Annotated in this window: 11 protein-coding genes; 10 read left to right on the top strand and 1 reads right to left on the bottom strand. The window is 65.7% G+C overall.

Annotated features, from left to right (window positions below):
* Positions 1-236: 236 nt before the first annotated feature.
* Positions 237-3,449: an efflux RND transporter permease subunit gene (locus N799_RS08185; RefSeq protein WP_036210653.1), complete on the top strand. Its 3,213-nt coding sequence runs from the start codon at positions 237-239 to the stop codon at positions 3,447-3,449.
* Positions 3,446-4,570: an efflux RND transporter periplasmic adaptor subunit gene (locus N799_RS08180; RefSeq protein ID WP_081974830.1), complete on the top strand. Its 1,125-nt coding sequence runs from the start codon at positions 3,446-3,448 to the stop codon at positions 4,568-4,570. The genes N799_RS08185 and N799_RS08180 overlap by 4 nt, the downstream gene beginning before the upstream one ends.
* 239 nt (positions 4,571-4,809) lie before the next feature.
* Here the strand turns inward: N799_RS08180 and N799_RS08175 are convergent, their stop codons facing one another.
* On the bottom strand, positions 4,810-5,430 hold the full coding sequence (locus N799_RS08175; RefSeq protein WP_036210647.1) for a tyrosine-type recombinase/integrase: 621 nt from the start codon (positions 5,428-5,430) through the stop codon (positions 4,810-4,812).
* Between the two features lie 649 nt (positions 5,431-6,079).
* Here N799_RS08175 and N799_RS08170 point away from each other — a divergent pair.
* From N799_RS08170 to N799_RS08140, 8 genes are all read left to right on the top strand, one after another.
* The gene (locus N799_RS08170) at positions 6,080-7,564 is read left to right on the top strand and encodes a SulP family inorganic anion transporter (RefSeq protein WP_036210645.1); all 1,485 of its coding nucleotides are present in this window, start codon (positions 6,080-6,082) and stop codon (positions 7,562-7,564) included.
* Positions 7,565-7,576: 12 nt separating this feature from the next.
* Positions 7,577-8,470 (top strand): universal stress protein, encoded by an 894-nt coding sequence (locus N799_RS08165; RefSeq protein WP_052101365.1) that lies wholly within the window; start codon positions 7,577-7,579, stop codon positions 8,468-8,470.
* A 71-nt stretch (positions 8,471-8,541) separates the two neighbouring features.
* The gene (locus N799_RS08160; protein WP_052101364.1) at positions 8,542-8,937 is read left to right on the top strand and encodes a TraR/DksA family transcriptional regulator; all 396 of its coding nucleotides are present in this window, start codon (positions 8,542-8,544) and stop codon (positions 8,935-8,937) included.
* A 43-nt stretch (positions 8,938-8,980) separates the two neighbouring features.
* A complete protein-coding gene (nudE, locus tag N799_RS08155) occupies positions 8,981-9,562 on the top strand; it encodes an ADP compounds hydrolase NudE (RefSeq protein ID WP_052101363.1) in 582 nt (193 codons plus the stop codon).
* A gap of 91 nt (positions 9,563-9,653) precedes the next feature.
* Positions 9,654-10,844, top strand: a complete 1,191-nt coding sequence (locus N799_RS08150; RefSeq protein WP_036210643.1) for an MFS transporter — start codon at positions 9,654-9,656, stop codon at positions 10,842-10,844.
* Positions 10,845-11,235: 391 nt separating this feature from the next.
* A complete protein-coding gene (locus N799_RS15965; RefSeq protein WP_238978851.1) occupies positions 11,236-11,703 on the top strand; it encodes a hypothetical protein in 468 nt (155 codons plus the stop codon).
* A complete protein-coding gene (locus N799_RS15960; protein ID WP_238978849.1) occupies positions 11,700-12,281 on the top strand; it encodes a hypothetical protein in 582 nt (193 codons plus the stop codon). The genes N799_RS15965 and N799_RS15960 overlap by 4 nt, the downstream gene beginning before the upstream one ends.
* A gap of 25 nt (positions 12,282-12,306) precedes the next feature.
* Positions 12,307-13,188, top strand: coding sequence for a CBS domain-containing protein (locus N799_RS08140; protein ID WP_152597861.1), 882 nt, complete (start codon positions 12,307-12,309; stop codon positions 13,186-13,188).
* Positions 13,189-13,297: the final 109 nt, after the last annotated feature.

Genomic DNA, 13,297 nt, shown 5'->3' with positions numbered 1-13,297 from the left:
AAACGGGGTGACGGCGCGCGACCCGCATTGGCATGTGCGCGTTGCTGGCCGAACAACTCAGAAGGCGGAAAGTGCTGCGAATCGCGACTTTGCCCCATTTAATTTTCTCTTAATCCGCTCCCGTCATTGTCCGTGCCGCTGCGTGCAAGATCGCCGCCCGTTCAGGCCCGACGGGCGTCGCTCTGTCGTGCTTGTCGTCGCGCCCACCCACTTTCCATCAGCCGGTCAAAATCACGATGTGGATCGTCCACTACGCCCTGAGCCGCCGTTACACCATCGGCGTACTCGCCCTTCTGATCCTCCTGTTTGGCCTGCTCGCGACGCGCCGCATGCCCACCGACATCCTCCCGGAGGTCGGGATCCCCTCGATCAACCTGGTCTGGACGTACAACGGCCTCCCCGCGGCCGACATGGCAGCCAAGCTGACGTCGTTCTCCGAGGTCGCGATCATGAACAGCGTCGACGACCTGAAAGAGGTGCGCTCAACCACCCTCAACGGCGTGAGCCTGGTGCAGATCGACTTCCAGCCGTCGGTCAGCCTGGACCGGGCGCTGGGCCAGGTCACCGCAGTGTCGCAAACGATCCTCCGGCGCATGCCGCCCGGCACGTCGCCCCCGCTTGTGATCCGCAACAACCCGTCCAGTACGCCGGTGCTGATGTTGGCGTTGTCGTCCGACACGCTCACGCAGGCCCAGCTCTACGACTACGCCCGGCTGCAGTTGCGCTCGCAGATCCAGACCATCCCGGGCATCCGCATGACGCTTCCGTACGGCGGCGCCCCGCGGCAGATCATGGTCGACCTGGACCCGACGGCGCTGCACACCCATGGGCTGACTCCGTCGGACGTGACCGCCGCGCTCGAGCGGGGCAGTTCGACTTTGCCGTCGGGCTCGATCCGCGAGCACACCCGCGAAATGCAGGTTTCGCTGGAAACCAGTCCCGAGTCGGCGGCGGGATTCCTCGAGCTGCCGGTCGCCTCGCGCAACGGCGTGACGATCTTCGTGCGCGACGTGGCGTCGGTGCGCGATGGCGATGCGCTGCAGACAAACCTTGCCCGGACCAACGGATCGAGTGCGGTGGCCGTTGCGCTGATCAAGCTCGGTGGCGCCTCGGCGGTGGACATCGTGCGCGCAGTGCGCGAGCGCCTGCCGGACATTGAGGCGTCGGCCCCGCCAGGTACGCGCGTGACGGCGCTGTTCGACCAGTCCGTCTTCGTAGAGAACGCAATCGGATCCATCCAGCACGAGGTGTTGATCGTCGGCCTGCTGGTCGCGCTGGTCGTGCTGGTGTTCCTGGGATCGTGGCGGTCGAGCCTGATAGTACTCTCGGCCATCCCGCTCGCGCTGCTCGCATCGATCGCGATGCTCGAGCTGCTCGGCTATACGTTCAACGTGATGACCCTGGGCGGGTTGGCACTCGCGATCGGCATCCTCGTCGACAACGCGCTGGTGGACGTGGAAAACACCCATCGACATCTGGCGATGGGCAAGGACGTGCGCACCGCGATCATCGACAGCACGCGTGAAGTGGTGTTTCCCGAACTCGTCTCCACCGTATCGATCTGCATCGTGCTGACACCGATACTGTTGATGACGGGCCTGTCGGGGTGGGTATTCACCCCGCTCGCGCTGGCGGTGATCTTCGCGATGCTCGCCTCGTTCCTACTGTCGCGCACGTTGATACCGGTGCTCTGCTACCTGCTGTTGCCTGCGGACATGCGCAGTCGGCAGGCGCCGCGGTTCGCGGCGGAGCGACGGCTGCTGGCGGTCAACCATGCACTCGAGCATGCGCTGGAGCTCCTGCGCAAACACCACGGGCGGCTGCTGGAGCGAATCGGGCAACGCAGGGCCATGCTGGTGCTGGCGGCGTCGGCGGTGCTTGTAGTCGGCGTTGTGTCGGCACTGTCGCTCGGTCGCGAGTACTTCCCGCAGGTCGACGCCGGCCAGCTGCGACTGCAGGTCCGCATGCCTGCGGGGACGCGGCTGGAGGAGACCGCCGCACGGCTGGCCGACATCCAGCGCGAGATCCGGCGGATCATCCCGGCCGCCGAGCTGGAAACCGTGTACGAGCAGGTCGGCGTGCCCGACGCGCCCAACCTCGCGCAGGTCGACAGCGCCGTGGTCGGTGCGTTCGAAGCCGAAGTGATGTTGCAGCTGCGCTCGCCGCACCGCCCGAGCGCGGAGTACCTGGCGCGCATCCGCGAGCGGGTGGCCGAGCGGTTCCCCGACGTCAAGCTGTTCGAGCGCCCGCCGGACGCGACCAGCCGCACGCTTGCCGGTTCCGCGGCCGCCGCGTTCGAGGTGCGCTTCATCGGTCGCGATCGCACCGGCAACCTGGCGCTGGCGCGCGAGCTCGAGCAGCAGTTGCGGGACGTGCCCGGGGCGGTCGACGTCGCGCTTCGGCAGGTGCTCGACCTGCCCGAGTACCGCGTGAGCATCGACCGCAGCCGCGCGGCGCAGCTCGGGCTGGACACGCGCCAGGCCGCGCGGGCGGTGCTGACCGTGCTGGGCGCGGCGGGCACCGTGACGCCGGTGTACTGGACCGACACCGCCAGCGCGCTGGCGTACACGGTCCAGGTGCAGGCCCCTGTCGACCGCGTGGGCGACATCGAGACGCTGCTGAACATGCCCCTGCGCATCGGCGGGAACGGGCAGGACGTGCTGTTGCGCAACATCGCCACGGTCACGCCGCGCAATGTGCCCGCAAGCCTGGCGCGCACCACGCTGGCGCCGACCCTCAGCGTGCTGGCCAACGTCGAAGGCACCGACCTGGGCACCGTGCATAATCGTCTCCAAAGCATCACCGCGGGGCTTTCCACCCGCCTGAAACCCGGCAACCGCATCGAGATCGCCGGCCAGGCCGGCGAGATGCAGCGCGCGTACGGCGAGCTCGCCGCGGGACTGGTGATGTCAGCCGTACTCGTGTTCCTGGTGCTGGTCATCAATTTCCAGTCATGGATCCAGCCGCTGGTGGCGATGTCGGGGCTGCCGTTCGCCATTGCCGGCGCCGCCACGGGCTTGGCCCTCACCGGTACTCCGCTCAGCGTGCCCGCGCTGATGGGGGTGATGATGGTGATCGGTGTGTCGACGGCGAACAGCGTGCTGGTCACCAGCTTCGCCCGCGACCTCGTGGCCGCGGGGCGGTCGATGCGGCAGGCGGCGTACGAGTCGGCGTCGGTGCGCCTGCGTCCCGTGCTGATGACCGCGGTTGCAATGGTGCTGGGCATCGTTCCGATGGCGCTTGGCGTCGGCGAGGGTGGCGAGCAGAACGCACCACTGGGGCGCGCGGTGATCGGGGGTCTGCTGTTCGGCACGCCGGCCACGCTGCTGCTCGTACCGACGGTGTTCGCGATGCTGGGCCGCCGCGCGCGGTATGCCGGCAGCGAGGACGTGTCCACGGCGGCCGGCAACGAGCCCGTAGCAATCCCTTCCACAGGAGCCACCCCATGATGTCTTCCGTTGCCGCCTTTGGCCGCATTCCCGTCTTTCTTGTCATTGCGTCCGTCCTCGCTGCCTGCAGCGGCCATGCCGGCGATGCGCCTCCGGCACCCGCTGTTCCGGAAGTGTTGACGGTGCAGCCCACCCCGGCCGAGGCCTCCCGGATGCTGCGCCTGCCGGCCTTCACGCAGCCGCGCGAGGCGGCCCGGATCCATTCGCGCGCAACTGGCTTCGTTGCACGTCGATTGGTCGACATCGGGGACCGGGTGGAAGCCGGTGCGGTGCTGGCGATGATCTCCAGCCCGGAGGTGGACGAAGCCGTCAGTGAGGCGCAGGCCCAGTTCGCCAAGGCGCAGGCCGACGAGACACTGGCACGCTCGAACCACGACCGGGCGCGTGCACTGGTGGAGTCCGGCGTGGTGTCGAAGCAGATGTACGAGGATCGGAGGGCCAACCTTGACGTAGCCGCCGCCGCCCGAGCTGCGGCCAGCGCGCGCCTTGCCGCGGCTCGCGAGCGGCAGTCCTTCCAGGTGATCCGGGCGCCATTCGAAGGCCGGATCGTCGCGCGCAATGTCGAGCGCGGCGATCGCGTATCGGGCGATGCGGCGGTGGGACAGCCGCTGTTCGAACTGCAGGCACTCGACCCCTTGCGGGTGGTCGTCGACCTCCCCCAGAGCATGGCCTTGCAGGTCCGGCCCGGCATGAAGGCCGACGTGACGTTCCCTGGGTTGGCCGGCGAGGCACTGCACGCGATCGTCGAGCGTGCGTCCGGCGCCATTTCGACCGGGTCGGGCAGCATGCGTGCCGAGCTGCTCCTGCCTAACCCGGACGCGCGCATCCCGGCCGGCATGTCGGGCACGGCGATCGTTAGGGTGCCCCGCAGCGCGCCCGCCCTGCTGCTTCCGAACACGGCGGTGATCCGCCAGGCGGGCACCAGCCGCGTGGCCGTCGTCAAGGCCGAGCGCATCGAGTTCCGCGACGTGGCCCTGGGCCGTGACCTCGGCAACCAGACCGAGGTGCTGTCGGGGCTGGCCGCCGGTGACAGCGTGGTGTTGTCGCCCAACGCGCTACTGGAGTCCGGAGCAAAAGTGCGGGCGCGCACGAAGGGCGCCAGCCAGAACCCATCGAGTTGAATTCCCGCCGCGGACGGATGGCGCCTGCACACGCCTGTCCTTGCATCCTGCGCAGCAGGCCTACACCTCCGTCTCGTGCCGGCGCACGACGCCTCGGCGCCGCAGAAGGCTGGCGGCAATCACGTGCCTGTTTCCGCAGCGTCCACGAGTTCTGCGCGCGTTCTTAACTCGTTGCGCAGTTAGCAGATGCTCAGCACTCTTTGCGGCAGCGAGGTCCGCTATTGGCCGGAAGGGGCCACTCAAGCCTCCGTTTGCTCCGATATCTCGAGGGCGTCGTCGACTTCAATCCCCAGGTAGTGGACGGTGCTCTCCAGTTTTCTATGGCCAAGGAGAAGCTGCACCGCCCTGAGGTTCTTGGTCTGACGGTAGATCAACGTCGCTTTGGTCCGGCGCATGGTGTGCGTCCCATAGCAGGAACTGTCGAGTCCGATTTCGCGTACCCAGCGGTGAACGATTCGGGCGTACTGGCGTGTCGACAGGTGTGGCGAGGTGCCCGATCGGCTCGGGAACACGAAGTCGGGGCTTCGAAGTCCCGCCGCGCGGATCCATGCCTCGAGAGCATCTCTGCTCATCTCGGTGATCTCGAACCGCACTGGTCGTTGCGTTTTTCGCTGCATCACTACTGCACGCGAGTTGACGTGATTCTCGTGTGCGATGTCACCCACGCGAAGACCCAAGAGGTCGCAGGCGCGCAGCTTTGAATCGATCGCAAGGTTGAATAAGGCGAGGTCCCTGAGGTTGCTGCCAAGCTGTAGCCGGACGCGGATCGCCCAGATTTCCCGGAGCTTGAGCGGTGTCTTCTGGCCGACGATCTTCCCCTTGTTCCACGGCACTTGACGGGGCCTGCGTTTGGTAGCCATGAGCTACTCCCAGCTTGAGGGAGTGCCAGCGTGCTACTACGTGTGAGTGGCCGCTTCCAACCGCCGCCGACAGCGGACGTACCGGGCTGCGTCCGGTATGCCACCCACGCTTGGACGTAAGCGCTTCGATTGCGCGCACCTACTGGAACGCGGAGGTCGTGCTGGGGTATGCGCGCCGCTGGGGTTCACCGACCTGTTTACGGCGCCACGCAATGCGCCTGACTCCGACATCGCCGGGTGCGAGCTGATGGAGACGCCGATGGGCACCCAGATCCGCACCGCCGAGACCAGGAGACGAGTATCCCCGGCGTGTTCGCATGTGGCGACGCTGCCGAAGTGCCGCATTCGATATCACTTGCCGTCGGTGATGGCGCATGGGCCGGGGCGCAGGTGCACCAGTCGCTCGTGATTCCGCAGGGGTAGGAACGGTGCAGTGCAGTAGCCGGGAGTCCAGCCTTCAGCTACACTTGCCGGGCTTCGTTTCCCCTCCTATCGGGCGTGTGTATGCCGCTCGTGCTACAGGAATCCGCTCCCATCGTGACAACTCCACCCTAGGCAGCTGCTGACTCGCTCCCGTTCTACGGGTTCCTAGGGATGTTCGTTCTTCACGAAGTCGTCGTGCCCCCCGGCCCGACGGAGGATTTCCAGCTTGTCCAAGTTAAACAGCCTGCGCCAGGAATGGCTCGGCAACATTCGTGGCGACCTGCTCGCCGGTATCGTCGTAGCACTCGCGCTGATCCCCGAGGCCATCGCTTTCTCGATCATCGCCGGTGTCGATCCCAAGGTCGGCCTCTACGCGTCCTTTTGCATCGCGGTGGTCATTGCCTTTGCGGGCGGACGCCCGGGCATGATTTCCGCGGCCACCGGTGCGATGGCACTGCTGATGGTCGGCCTGGTGAAGGACCATGGCTTGCAGTACCTGCTGGTGGCAACGCTGCTCACCGGCGTGCTCCAGATCGCTGCCGGGTTCCTGAAGTTGCCCACCCTGATGCGGTACGTATCGCGCTCGGTGGTGACGGGCTTCGTCAATGCCTTGGCCATCCTGATCTTCATGGCCCAGCTGCCAGAGCTCACCAACGTGCCATGGACGGTGTACGCGATGGTGGCAGCGGGGCTGGGCATCATCTATCTGTTCCCCCGGCTGACCCATGCAGTGCCATCGCCACTGGTGGCCATCGTGGTGCTGACGCTGGCGGCGATCGTGCTGAAGCTGGATATCCGCACGGTCAACGACATGGGCGAGTTGCCCGACAGCCTGCCGGTGTTCCTGTTGCCGCAGGTGCCGCTGACGCTGGAGACACTCTGGATCGTGCTGCCGGTATCAGCGACGCTGGCCGTGGTGGGTCTGCTGGAATCAATGCTGACCGCGCAGATCGTCGATGACCTCACGGACACGCCCAGCGACAAGAACCGCGAGGCCGTGGGTCAGGGCGTCGCCAACGTCGCCTCCGGCTTCATCGGCGGCATGGCCGGCTGCGCGATGATCGGGCAGTCTGTGATCAACGTGAAGTCCGGTGGCCGCGGTCGGTTGTCCTCGCTTGCCGCAGGCGTCTTCCTGCTGCTGATGGTGGTGTTCGCATCTCCCTGGGTGAAGCAGATCCCGATGGCCGCGCTGGTCGCGGTGATGATCATGGTATCGATCGGTACCTTCAGCTGGGCGTCCCTGCGCGACCTTCGGACCTATCCGAAGAGTTCCAGTGTGGTGATGATCGCTACGGTGATCGTTACCGTGTTCACCCACGATCTGGCCAAGGGCGTGCTCACCGGCGTGCTGCTGTCGGCGCTGTTCTTCGCACGCAAGGTCAGGCAGGTGCTACACATCGGTTCGGTCACGGCAAACGAGGGCCGCGAGCGCCACTACACCGTGACCGGCCAGGTGTTCTTCGCATCGGCCGAGACCTTCATCGGCAGCTTTGACTTCAAGGAGGCCATCGAGCGCGTGCGGATCGATGTCACCCCGGCGCACTTCTGGGACCTCAGCGCCGTGGGGGCGCTGGACAAGGTCGTGCTGAAGTTCCGCCGCGAAGGCACCGAGGTCGAGCTGGTCGGGATGAACGAAGCCAGCGCCACGCTGGTGGATCGCCTGGGCGTGCACGACAAGCCGGATGCCGTAGACCGATTGATGGGCCACTGAGGAGTACGACCGATGACCGATTCATCCGTGAAGCACCTGCACATCAACGTCGGCGGCAAGGTCATGGCGGCCATCGACCCCTCCGTCTACGCGGACAGCGTGGCCCACTACGCGGCCTGGGCGGCTGCCCGGCTGGAGGCACCGCTGGAGTATGTCCACGTGCTCGACCGGCACCCGGAGGCCGCCACCGTTGCCGACTACAGCGGCAACCTCGAGCTCGGTGCCCGGGAGAAGCTGCTGCAGGATCTGGCATCGGTCGACGAGCAACGCGGCAAGCTCGCGCAGGAGCGCGGGCGCCTGCTGTTGCAGAAGGCCGTGGGCATATCAGTGGGCCTCCACGGGGTGCCGGCCGAGAGTCGCATGCGCCATGGCAGCCTGGTCGACACGCTGACCGAGCTGGAGGAGGACGTCCGGCTGTTCGTGCTTGGCAAGCGGGGCGAGCATGCCGACTTCGCAACCGGACACCTGGGAGGGCAACTCGAGCGCGTCGTCCGCGCGGTTCATCGGCCGCTGCTCGTGGCCTCCCGCGAATTCGCCGAAGTCTCCCGGGTGCTGATCGCATTCGACGGCAGTCCCACCTCCCGCAAGGGCATCGGCATGGTGGCCGCAAGCCCCCTTTTCCGGGGTCTGGATGTGCACGTGGTGATGGCTGCGGATACCAGCGACCAGGCGTCGACCCATATGGCCTGGGCGATGGACGAGCTGCGGCACGCCGGCTTCCAGCCCACCAGCGCGATCGTGCCGGGCGTGGCGGAGCAGGTCATCGGAAGCTATGTGAAGGAGCAATCCATCGACATGCTGGTGATGGGCGCCTACGGGCATTCGCGCATCCGCCAGCTGATCGTGGGCAGCACGACCACCACGATGCTGCGGACCTGCCGGATCCCGGTGCTCCTGCTGCGTTGAGGCTGCGGGCGAAACGCCCGCGTCGCATGCCGTCCACGGCATTTCTTTCCCTGGACCGAAGGAGTCGAAACATGCCCACCCATGTCCAGAGCCAGCAGGAATTCTTCACCATGCTCGTTGAAGAGCAGCGTGACATCCGCATTACCTTGGCCAGCCTCGAGCGCTCTGGCAAACCCGTTGAACTCGACCAGACCACGCAGGGACGCGTCAGCAGGGTCGACGCGATTTCGAACCAGCACATGGCCAAGGCCGGCAGCACGCGGCTGGTCATCCAGCTCGACCGCATCAACGCGGCGTTGGAGTGGTATGCGGCCGGGCGCTATGGAATCTGCTGCCGCTGCGAGCTCGAGATCCCGCACGGGCGCCTCATGGCCGACCCGGCAACGCCGTTCTGCCTGGACTGCACCGAGGAGCTCGCCGAGGTGAAGCAGCACGAGCGGCACCACCGACTCAACACCGGACGCTGATGCCGGGTTTCGATACCGCCGCGATGGGATACGCTGGCACCTGATGTCCCGCCTGCCGATCATCCACCGTTGCGAAGCCGCCCAGCTGGGCCAGTACTCGCTGGAGAAGGTCCACCTGGAGTTCTCCAATGGTGAGCGCCGTCTGTACGAACGCCTGCATAGCCGGACAGCGGGCTCGGTCATCATTGCGGCGATGCCGGACCCCGACACGGTGTTGCTGATCCGCGAATATGCCGTCGGCACCCATCGGTACGAGATCGGGCTCCCCAAGGGGCGGATGGATCCGGGCGAATCGATCCTGGAGGCCGCCCAGCGTGAGCTGAAGGAAGAGGTGGGGATGGGCGCGAGGACGCTGACCTACCTGCGGCCGCTGTGCCTGGCGCCCACCTACATGAGCAACGAGATCCATCTGGTGCTCGCCGAAGACCTCTACCCAGAGCGGTTGCCCGGCGACGAACCCGAGGAGCTGGAGGTCGTGCCGTGGAAGATGGACCGGCTGCACGAGCTGGTGCTCCGGGAGGATTGCTCCGAGGCGCGATCGCTCGCCGCGATCTTCATTGCCCGCGAGGTCGTTGCACGGCGCACCACCGAAGGCGGATCGCTGGAAGCGATGGGCGCTGCATAGCAGCGGGCAACGCTTGCCTGTTGGTCATGCGGACATGCATGCCCCCGGCTAGACTCTTGCGCCGCAGTAGACACTCGAAGAAGGATCGTCTTTGAATCCGCCCCCGAACCTCCACCGGCGCGCCGCCTCGTTCGGTTTTTCGGCCGCACTGGTATCCGGGCTGGGGCAGACTTTCTTCATCGGCCTGTTCGGGCTTTCGATCCGCGGTGATCTCGGGCTGGGGGAATCCCACTGGGGGGCGGTCTACGCGGCGGCGACGCTGGCCAGCGGGCTGTTGATGTTCTCACTCGGCGGGATCGCCGACCACATGTCGATGAAGCGCGCCATTACCTTGGCGCTGGCGATTCTCGGAGCGGGCACCGCGCTCATGGCAGTCGCCACCCACTGGATGGCGCTGCTGGCCGGCCTGTTCTTCCTGCGTCTTGGCGGGCAGGGCCTGTGCGGGCATATCGCGATCGTCGCCGCCGCGCGCCATGCCCGCAGGCGCGGACGCAGTATCGCCACCGCCGCCTTCGGCTTCATCCTTGGCGAAGCGCTGCTGCCGGTGGTGGTGGTCGCGCTGCTTGGCTGGCTGGACTGGCGGTGGGTGTGGGGCATGGCCGTGATGGTGGTTGTGCTCGCCTTGCCGATCTTGCGTGCGATCGCCGCGCCCTTGCCGCGGCCGGTGGGTGCTGCGCCGGCGGCGGGCGCGACGGCGCCCATGCAACGCAGGCAACTGATCCGGATGCCTGCGTTCCTGTCGGCGTTGGCCGTGGTGCTGGTGTCACCGTTCGTGGTAACTGCGGCCTTCCTTCACCAGGGCACCCTCTCCACCTTGCAGGGGTGGACGCCGGCACAAGTGGCGTCGGGGTTCGTGGCTTTCGCCGCGACGCAGACCGCGACGACTTGGTTCGCGGGGCACAGCGTGGACCGTTACGGCGTCAGGTCGGTGGTGAGGGTCTACCTGCTGCCGGTGGCCGCGGCCTTCCTCGCGTTGGCGTTTGGTCCGCCGCAGATGGCGTTGTGGGGCATGTTCATCGGCTTGGGTGCCACCGCCGGGGGAAACAGCGTGGTGTCGGGCGCGCTCTGGGCGGATGTGTTCGGTGTCGACAACCTCGGGATGGTGCGCGGGGTCTACATCGGGTTCATGGTCATCACGACGGCCCTGTCGCCATTGCTGTTCGGCCTCGTCCTGGAGAAGGGCGGGTCGATGGTCGTCGTGGCATCCGTGGTGGCCGTCTACGTGGTCGTCGTGCCGATCCAGGTTGCCCGTTCCCTGGTTGTGAGACGGGGCCAGATTTGAGGGGAGAATCGCTGTCCGCTTCCGACCCGGAGCGGACATCCACCGATTCCTGCCAGTGCGGCCGACTGAGTACCGGTTTGTCCCAATTCCGCCCATGGCAGCAGCAGACCGCTTGGCCCGGGCCGTGGATATACTCGAACTCGCTCAGCGTCATTTTCAGCACTTGGTTTTTCGGGTCGATCAGTCCGCAGGGTTGGGCATCCTGGGCCCTTGATGTGAGCGGTGCCACGAACCCCCGAATCCGCGTTTCGCTGAGCAACGCAGGTCCAGGCTCTAAGCAAAACGAAGGCGCCCACCCACCGGCAACCGTCGAGCCGTGGTGCGCGCGCCTTGCGTGGGTGTTGGGCGACCCATGTTTAAGTTTCCCTCTACCGGAATTCAGGGGTTGCTCATGCGTACAGTATCCATCGACGAAAGCGGCTATACCGGCGCGGACCTGCTCAACGCGGATCAGCCTTTTCAAGGGGCGTGCGCGATCGCCATTCCGCCCGATGAGGCCATACGGCTGATCCAGACCCATTTTCCCAAGCTCAAGGCAGCGGAGCTCAAGTACACCGCCCTCGCCCGACGGCCAAGCAACCGGGACAGGCTCTTGGCCTTGCAGACCGACGTGCTTGGGAATTTCCCGGTCACGACCTTCGTGTGCGATAAGCGCTTTCTACTGTTGCTGTATTTTCTCGACTACGCTGCCGAGCCGTACTATCACCGCCGTGGCGTCAACTTTTATGAGAACGGCCAGAACTATTCGTTGGCCTCGCTGTTGTATGTGGCCGGTCCAGCGCTCTTGGGAAAATCCGAGTTCGAGACGGTGCTCATTGCCTTTCAGGAAGCCGTGAAGAGAAGACGCCCGAGGCGGTGACGGCACTCGTCGAGGCAGTGCGCGCGTGCAACTGGCAACTGCTGCCCGACGCACTGGGACCGATGGCGGAGGCCAGTCCCGAATGTATCGCCGCCATCGCGCAGCCGGGCGTGACCACGGATGCGGCCTTTGTGGTGCTCAGTGGCTTGGTCAATCGTCTCGAAGGATCGGCCGAGGGCCCGTACCGTATCGAGCACGACGAATCCAAGAACCTGCTGGACTATCACGCCTTGCTCCTGCGCATGATCGCGCACAAGGGCGCCGTGGAGTTCAAGCACACCGCGTTGGCTACCACACGCTATCCGCTCAAGCTGACGGAGGTTTCGCAGGTACGCTCGCTGGACAGCGCCCCCGTGCAGCTGGCCGATGTGCTAGTGGGCGCGGCTATCGGTTCCGCGAACGTGGTCACGGGCCGTCGACCCGCGGACGAAGGCTTTTCCAACGCGCTGGCGCTGTATCGCGATGAACAGCTCATCCACTTGCTGCCGTCGATCGACTTCGAGGCGGAGAAGGCGTTTCGGCAGGACAGTCAAGCCGGCGAGCACATTGACTACGTCGCCCGCCATCTGGCCAAGTAGGGCACTCTGTCAAACGAGAACGCGCATGGGCTACCACCTGTGGACGTCGCCACGCACCGGCTATCGGCGACACGGTACTCGCCTGTGCGACTTGAACGAATCGCTGGGACAGAAAATCCTAGTCAGCGCCTTGGCGGAGCCGCTTCGCTCGGCGCCCGCGCAGGCTCTCGCTACCCAGATGGCCGACGAGCTTCGACTGCTGGATTTTGACGTCGTCGGCGTCAAGCGCGTGCAGCGTGGCCGCGTGGTCGGCTATGTGCGCCGCGAAGACCTAATATCAGGCATCGTCGCTGACCACCTGCGGCCCATCGATGCCGACCTCATTGTGGGGTCGGACCTAGCAGTTCCTGCCTTGCTCGACCGCCTAAGTCGGCACGACATGGTATTCATCGGCGCTTCCGGCACGGTGACGGGCATCGTGACGCGTGCCGACCTTAACAAGCCACTAGTGCGCAGCTACCTGTTCGGGTTGATTTCGTTGCTGGAATTTCATCTGGGCTACTGGGTCAGCGTCGATTATCCCGACGATACTTGGAAAGCCAAGCTGACCACGGCGCGACTGGAAGCGACGCAAGAACGGCAACGCGAACGCACGCGACGGGGCCAACCACTGCCCTTGTTGCAATGCCTGGAGATAGGTGACAAGCACACGCTGATCGTGAAGAGCGCACCTCTACGTGCGCTTCTGGGCTTTGCCTCGCGCAACCAAGCCGAAGACGTTCTTGGCGATGCGGAACACCTTCGAAACAACCTAGCGCACAGTCAGTATGACCTGGTCAGCGGCCGCTCTTGGTCGGAGCTTATTACGCTGGTGCAGCGCATCGAGCAGATTATCGGCACTTCGGATTTGGAAGTTGAGCGCCGGGCCCAACAGCTGGCTACCATCGACTTGGGCGCGTTGTGGTAGGCGCGGCTTGGGGGTTCGAGCAAAGACGTGGTGAACCGGTGCTCGAGGCGAATAAGCTCGACGACGTCCGCTTCTGGCCGGGTTCTACCCCGAAATCACGGACGGTTGT

This window comes from Lysobacter arseniciresistens ZS79, assembly GCF_000768335.1.
Lineage (GTDB): Bacteria > Pseudomonadota > Gammaproteobacteria > Xanthomonadales > Xanthomonadaceae > Novilysobacter > Novilysobacter arseniciresistens.
This window is presented reverse-complemented; position numbering and strand designations above follow the sequence as displayed.

What these genes read in the sequence shown, in the direction of transcription:
- N799_RS08175 (WP_036210647.1), bottom strand. Translation starts at nt 5,430, where the DNA reads ATGGCTACCAAACGCAGGCCCCGTCAAGTGCCGTGGAACAAGGGGAAG.
- N799_RS08140 (WP_152597861.1), top strand. Translation starts at nt 12,307, where the DNA reads ATGGGCTACCACCTGTGGACGTCGCCACGCACCGGCTATCGGCGACAC.
- nudE (WP_052101363.1), top strand. Translation starts at nt 8,981, where the DNA reads ATGTCCCGCCTGCCGATCATCCACCGTTGCGAAGCCGCCCAGCTGGGC.
- N799_RS08165 (WP_052101365.1), top strand. Translation starts at nt 7,577, where the DNA reads ATGACCGATTCATCCGTGAAGCACCTGCACATCAACGTCGGCGGCAAG.
- N799_RS08160 (WP_052101364.1), top strand. Translation starts at nt 8,542, where the DNA reads ATGCCCACCCATGTCCAGAGCCAGCAGGAATTCTTCACCATGCTCGTT.
- N799_RS08180 (WP_081974830.1), top strand. Translation starts at nt 3,446, where the DNA reads ATGATGTCTTCCGTTGCCGCCTTTGGCCGCATTCCCGTCTTTCTTGTC.
- N799_RS08185 (WP_036210653.1), top strand. Translation starts at nt 237, where the DNA reads ATGTGGATCGTCCACTACGCCCTGAGCCGCCGTTACACCATCGGCGTA.
- N799_RS15965 (WP_238978851.1), top strand. Translation starts at nt 11,236, where the DNA reads ATGCGTACAGTATCCATCGACGAAAGCGGCTATACCGGCGCGGACCTG.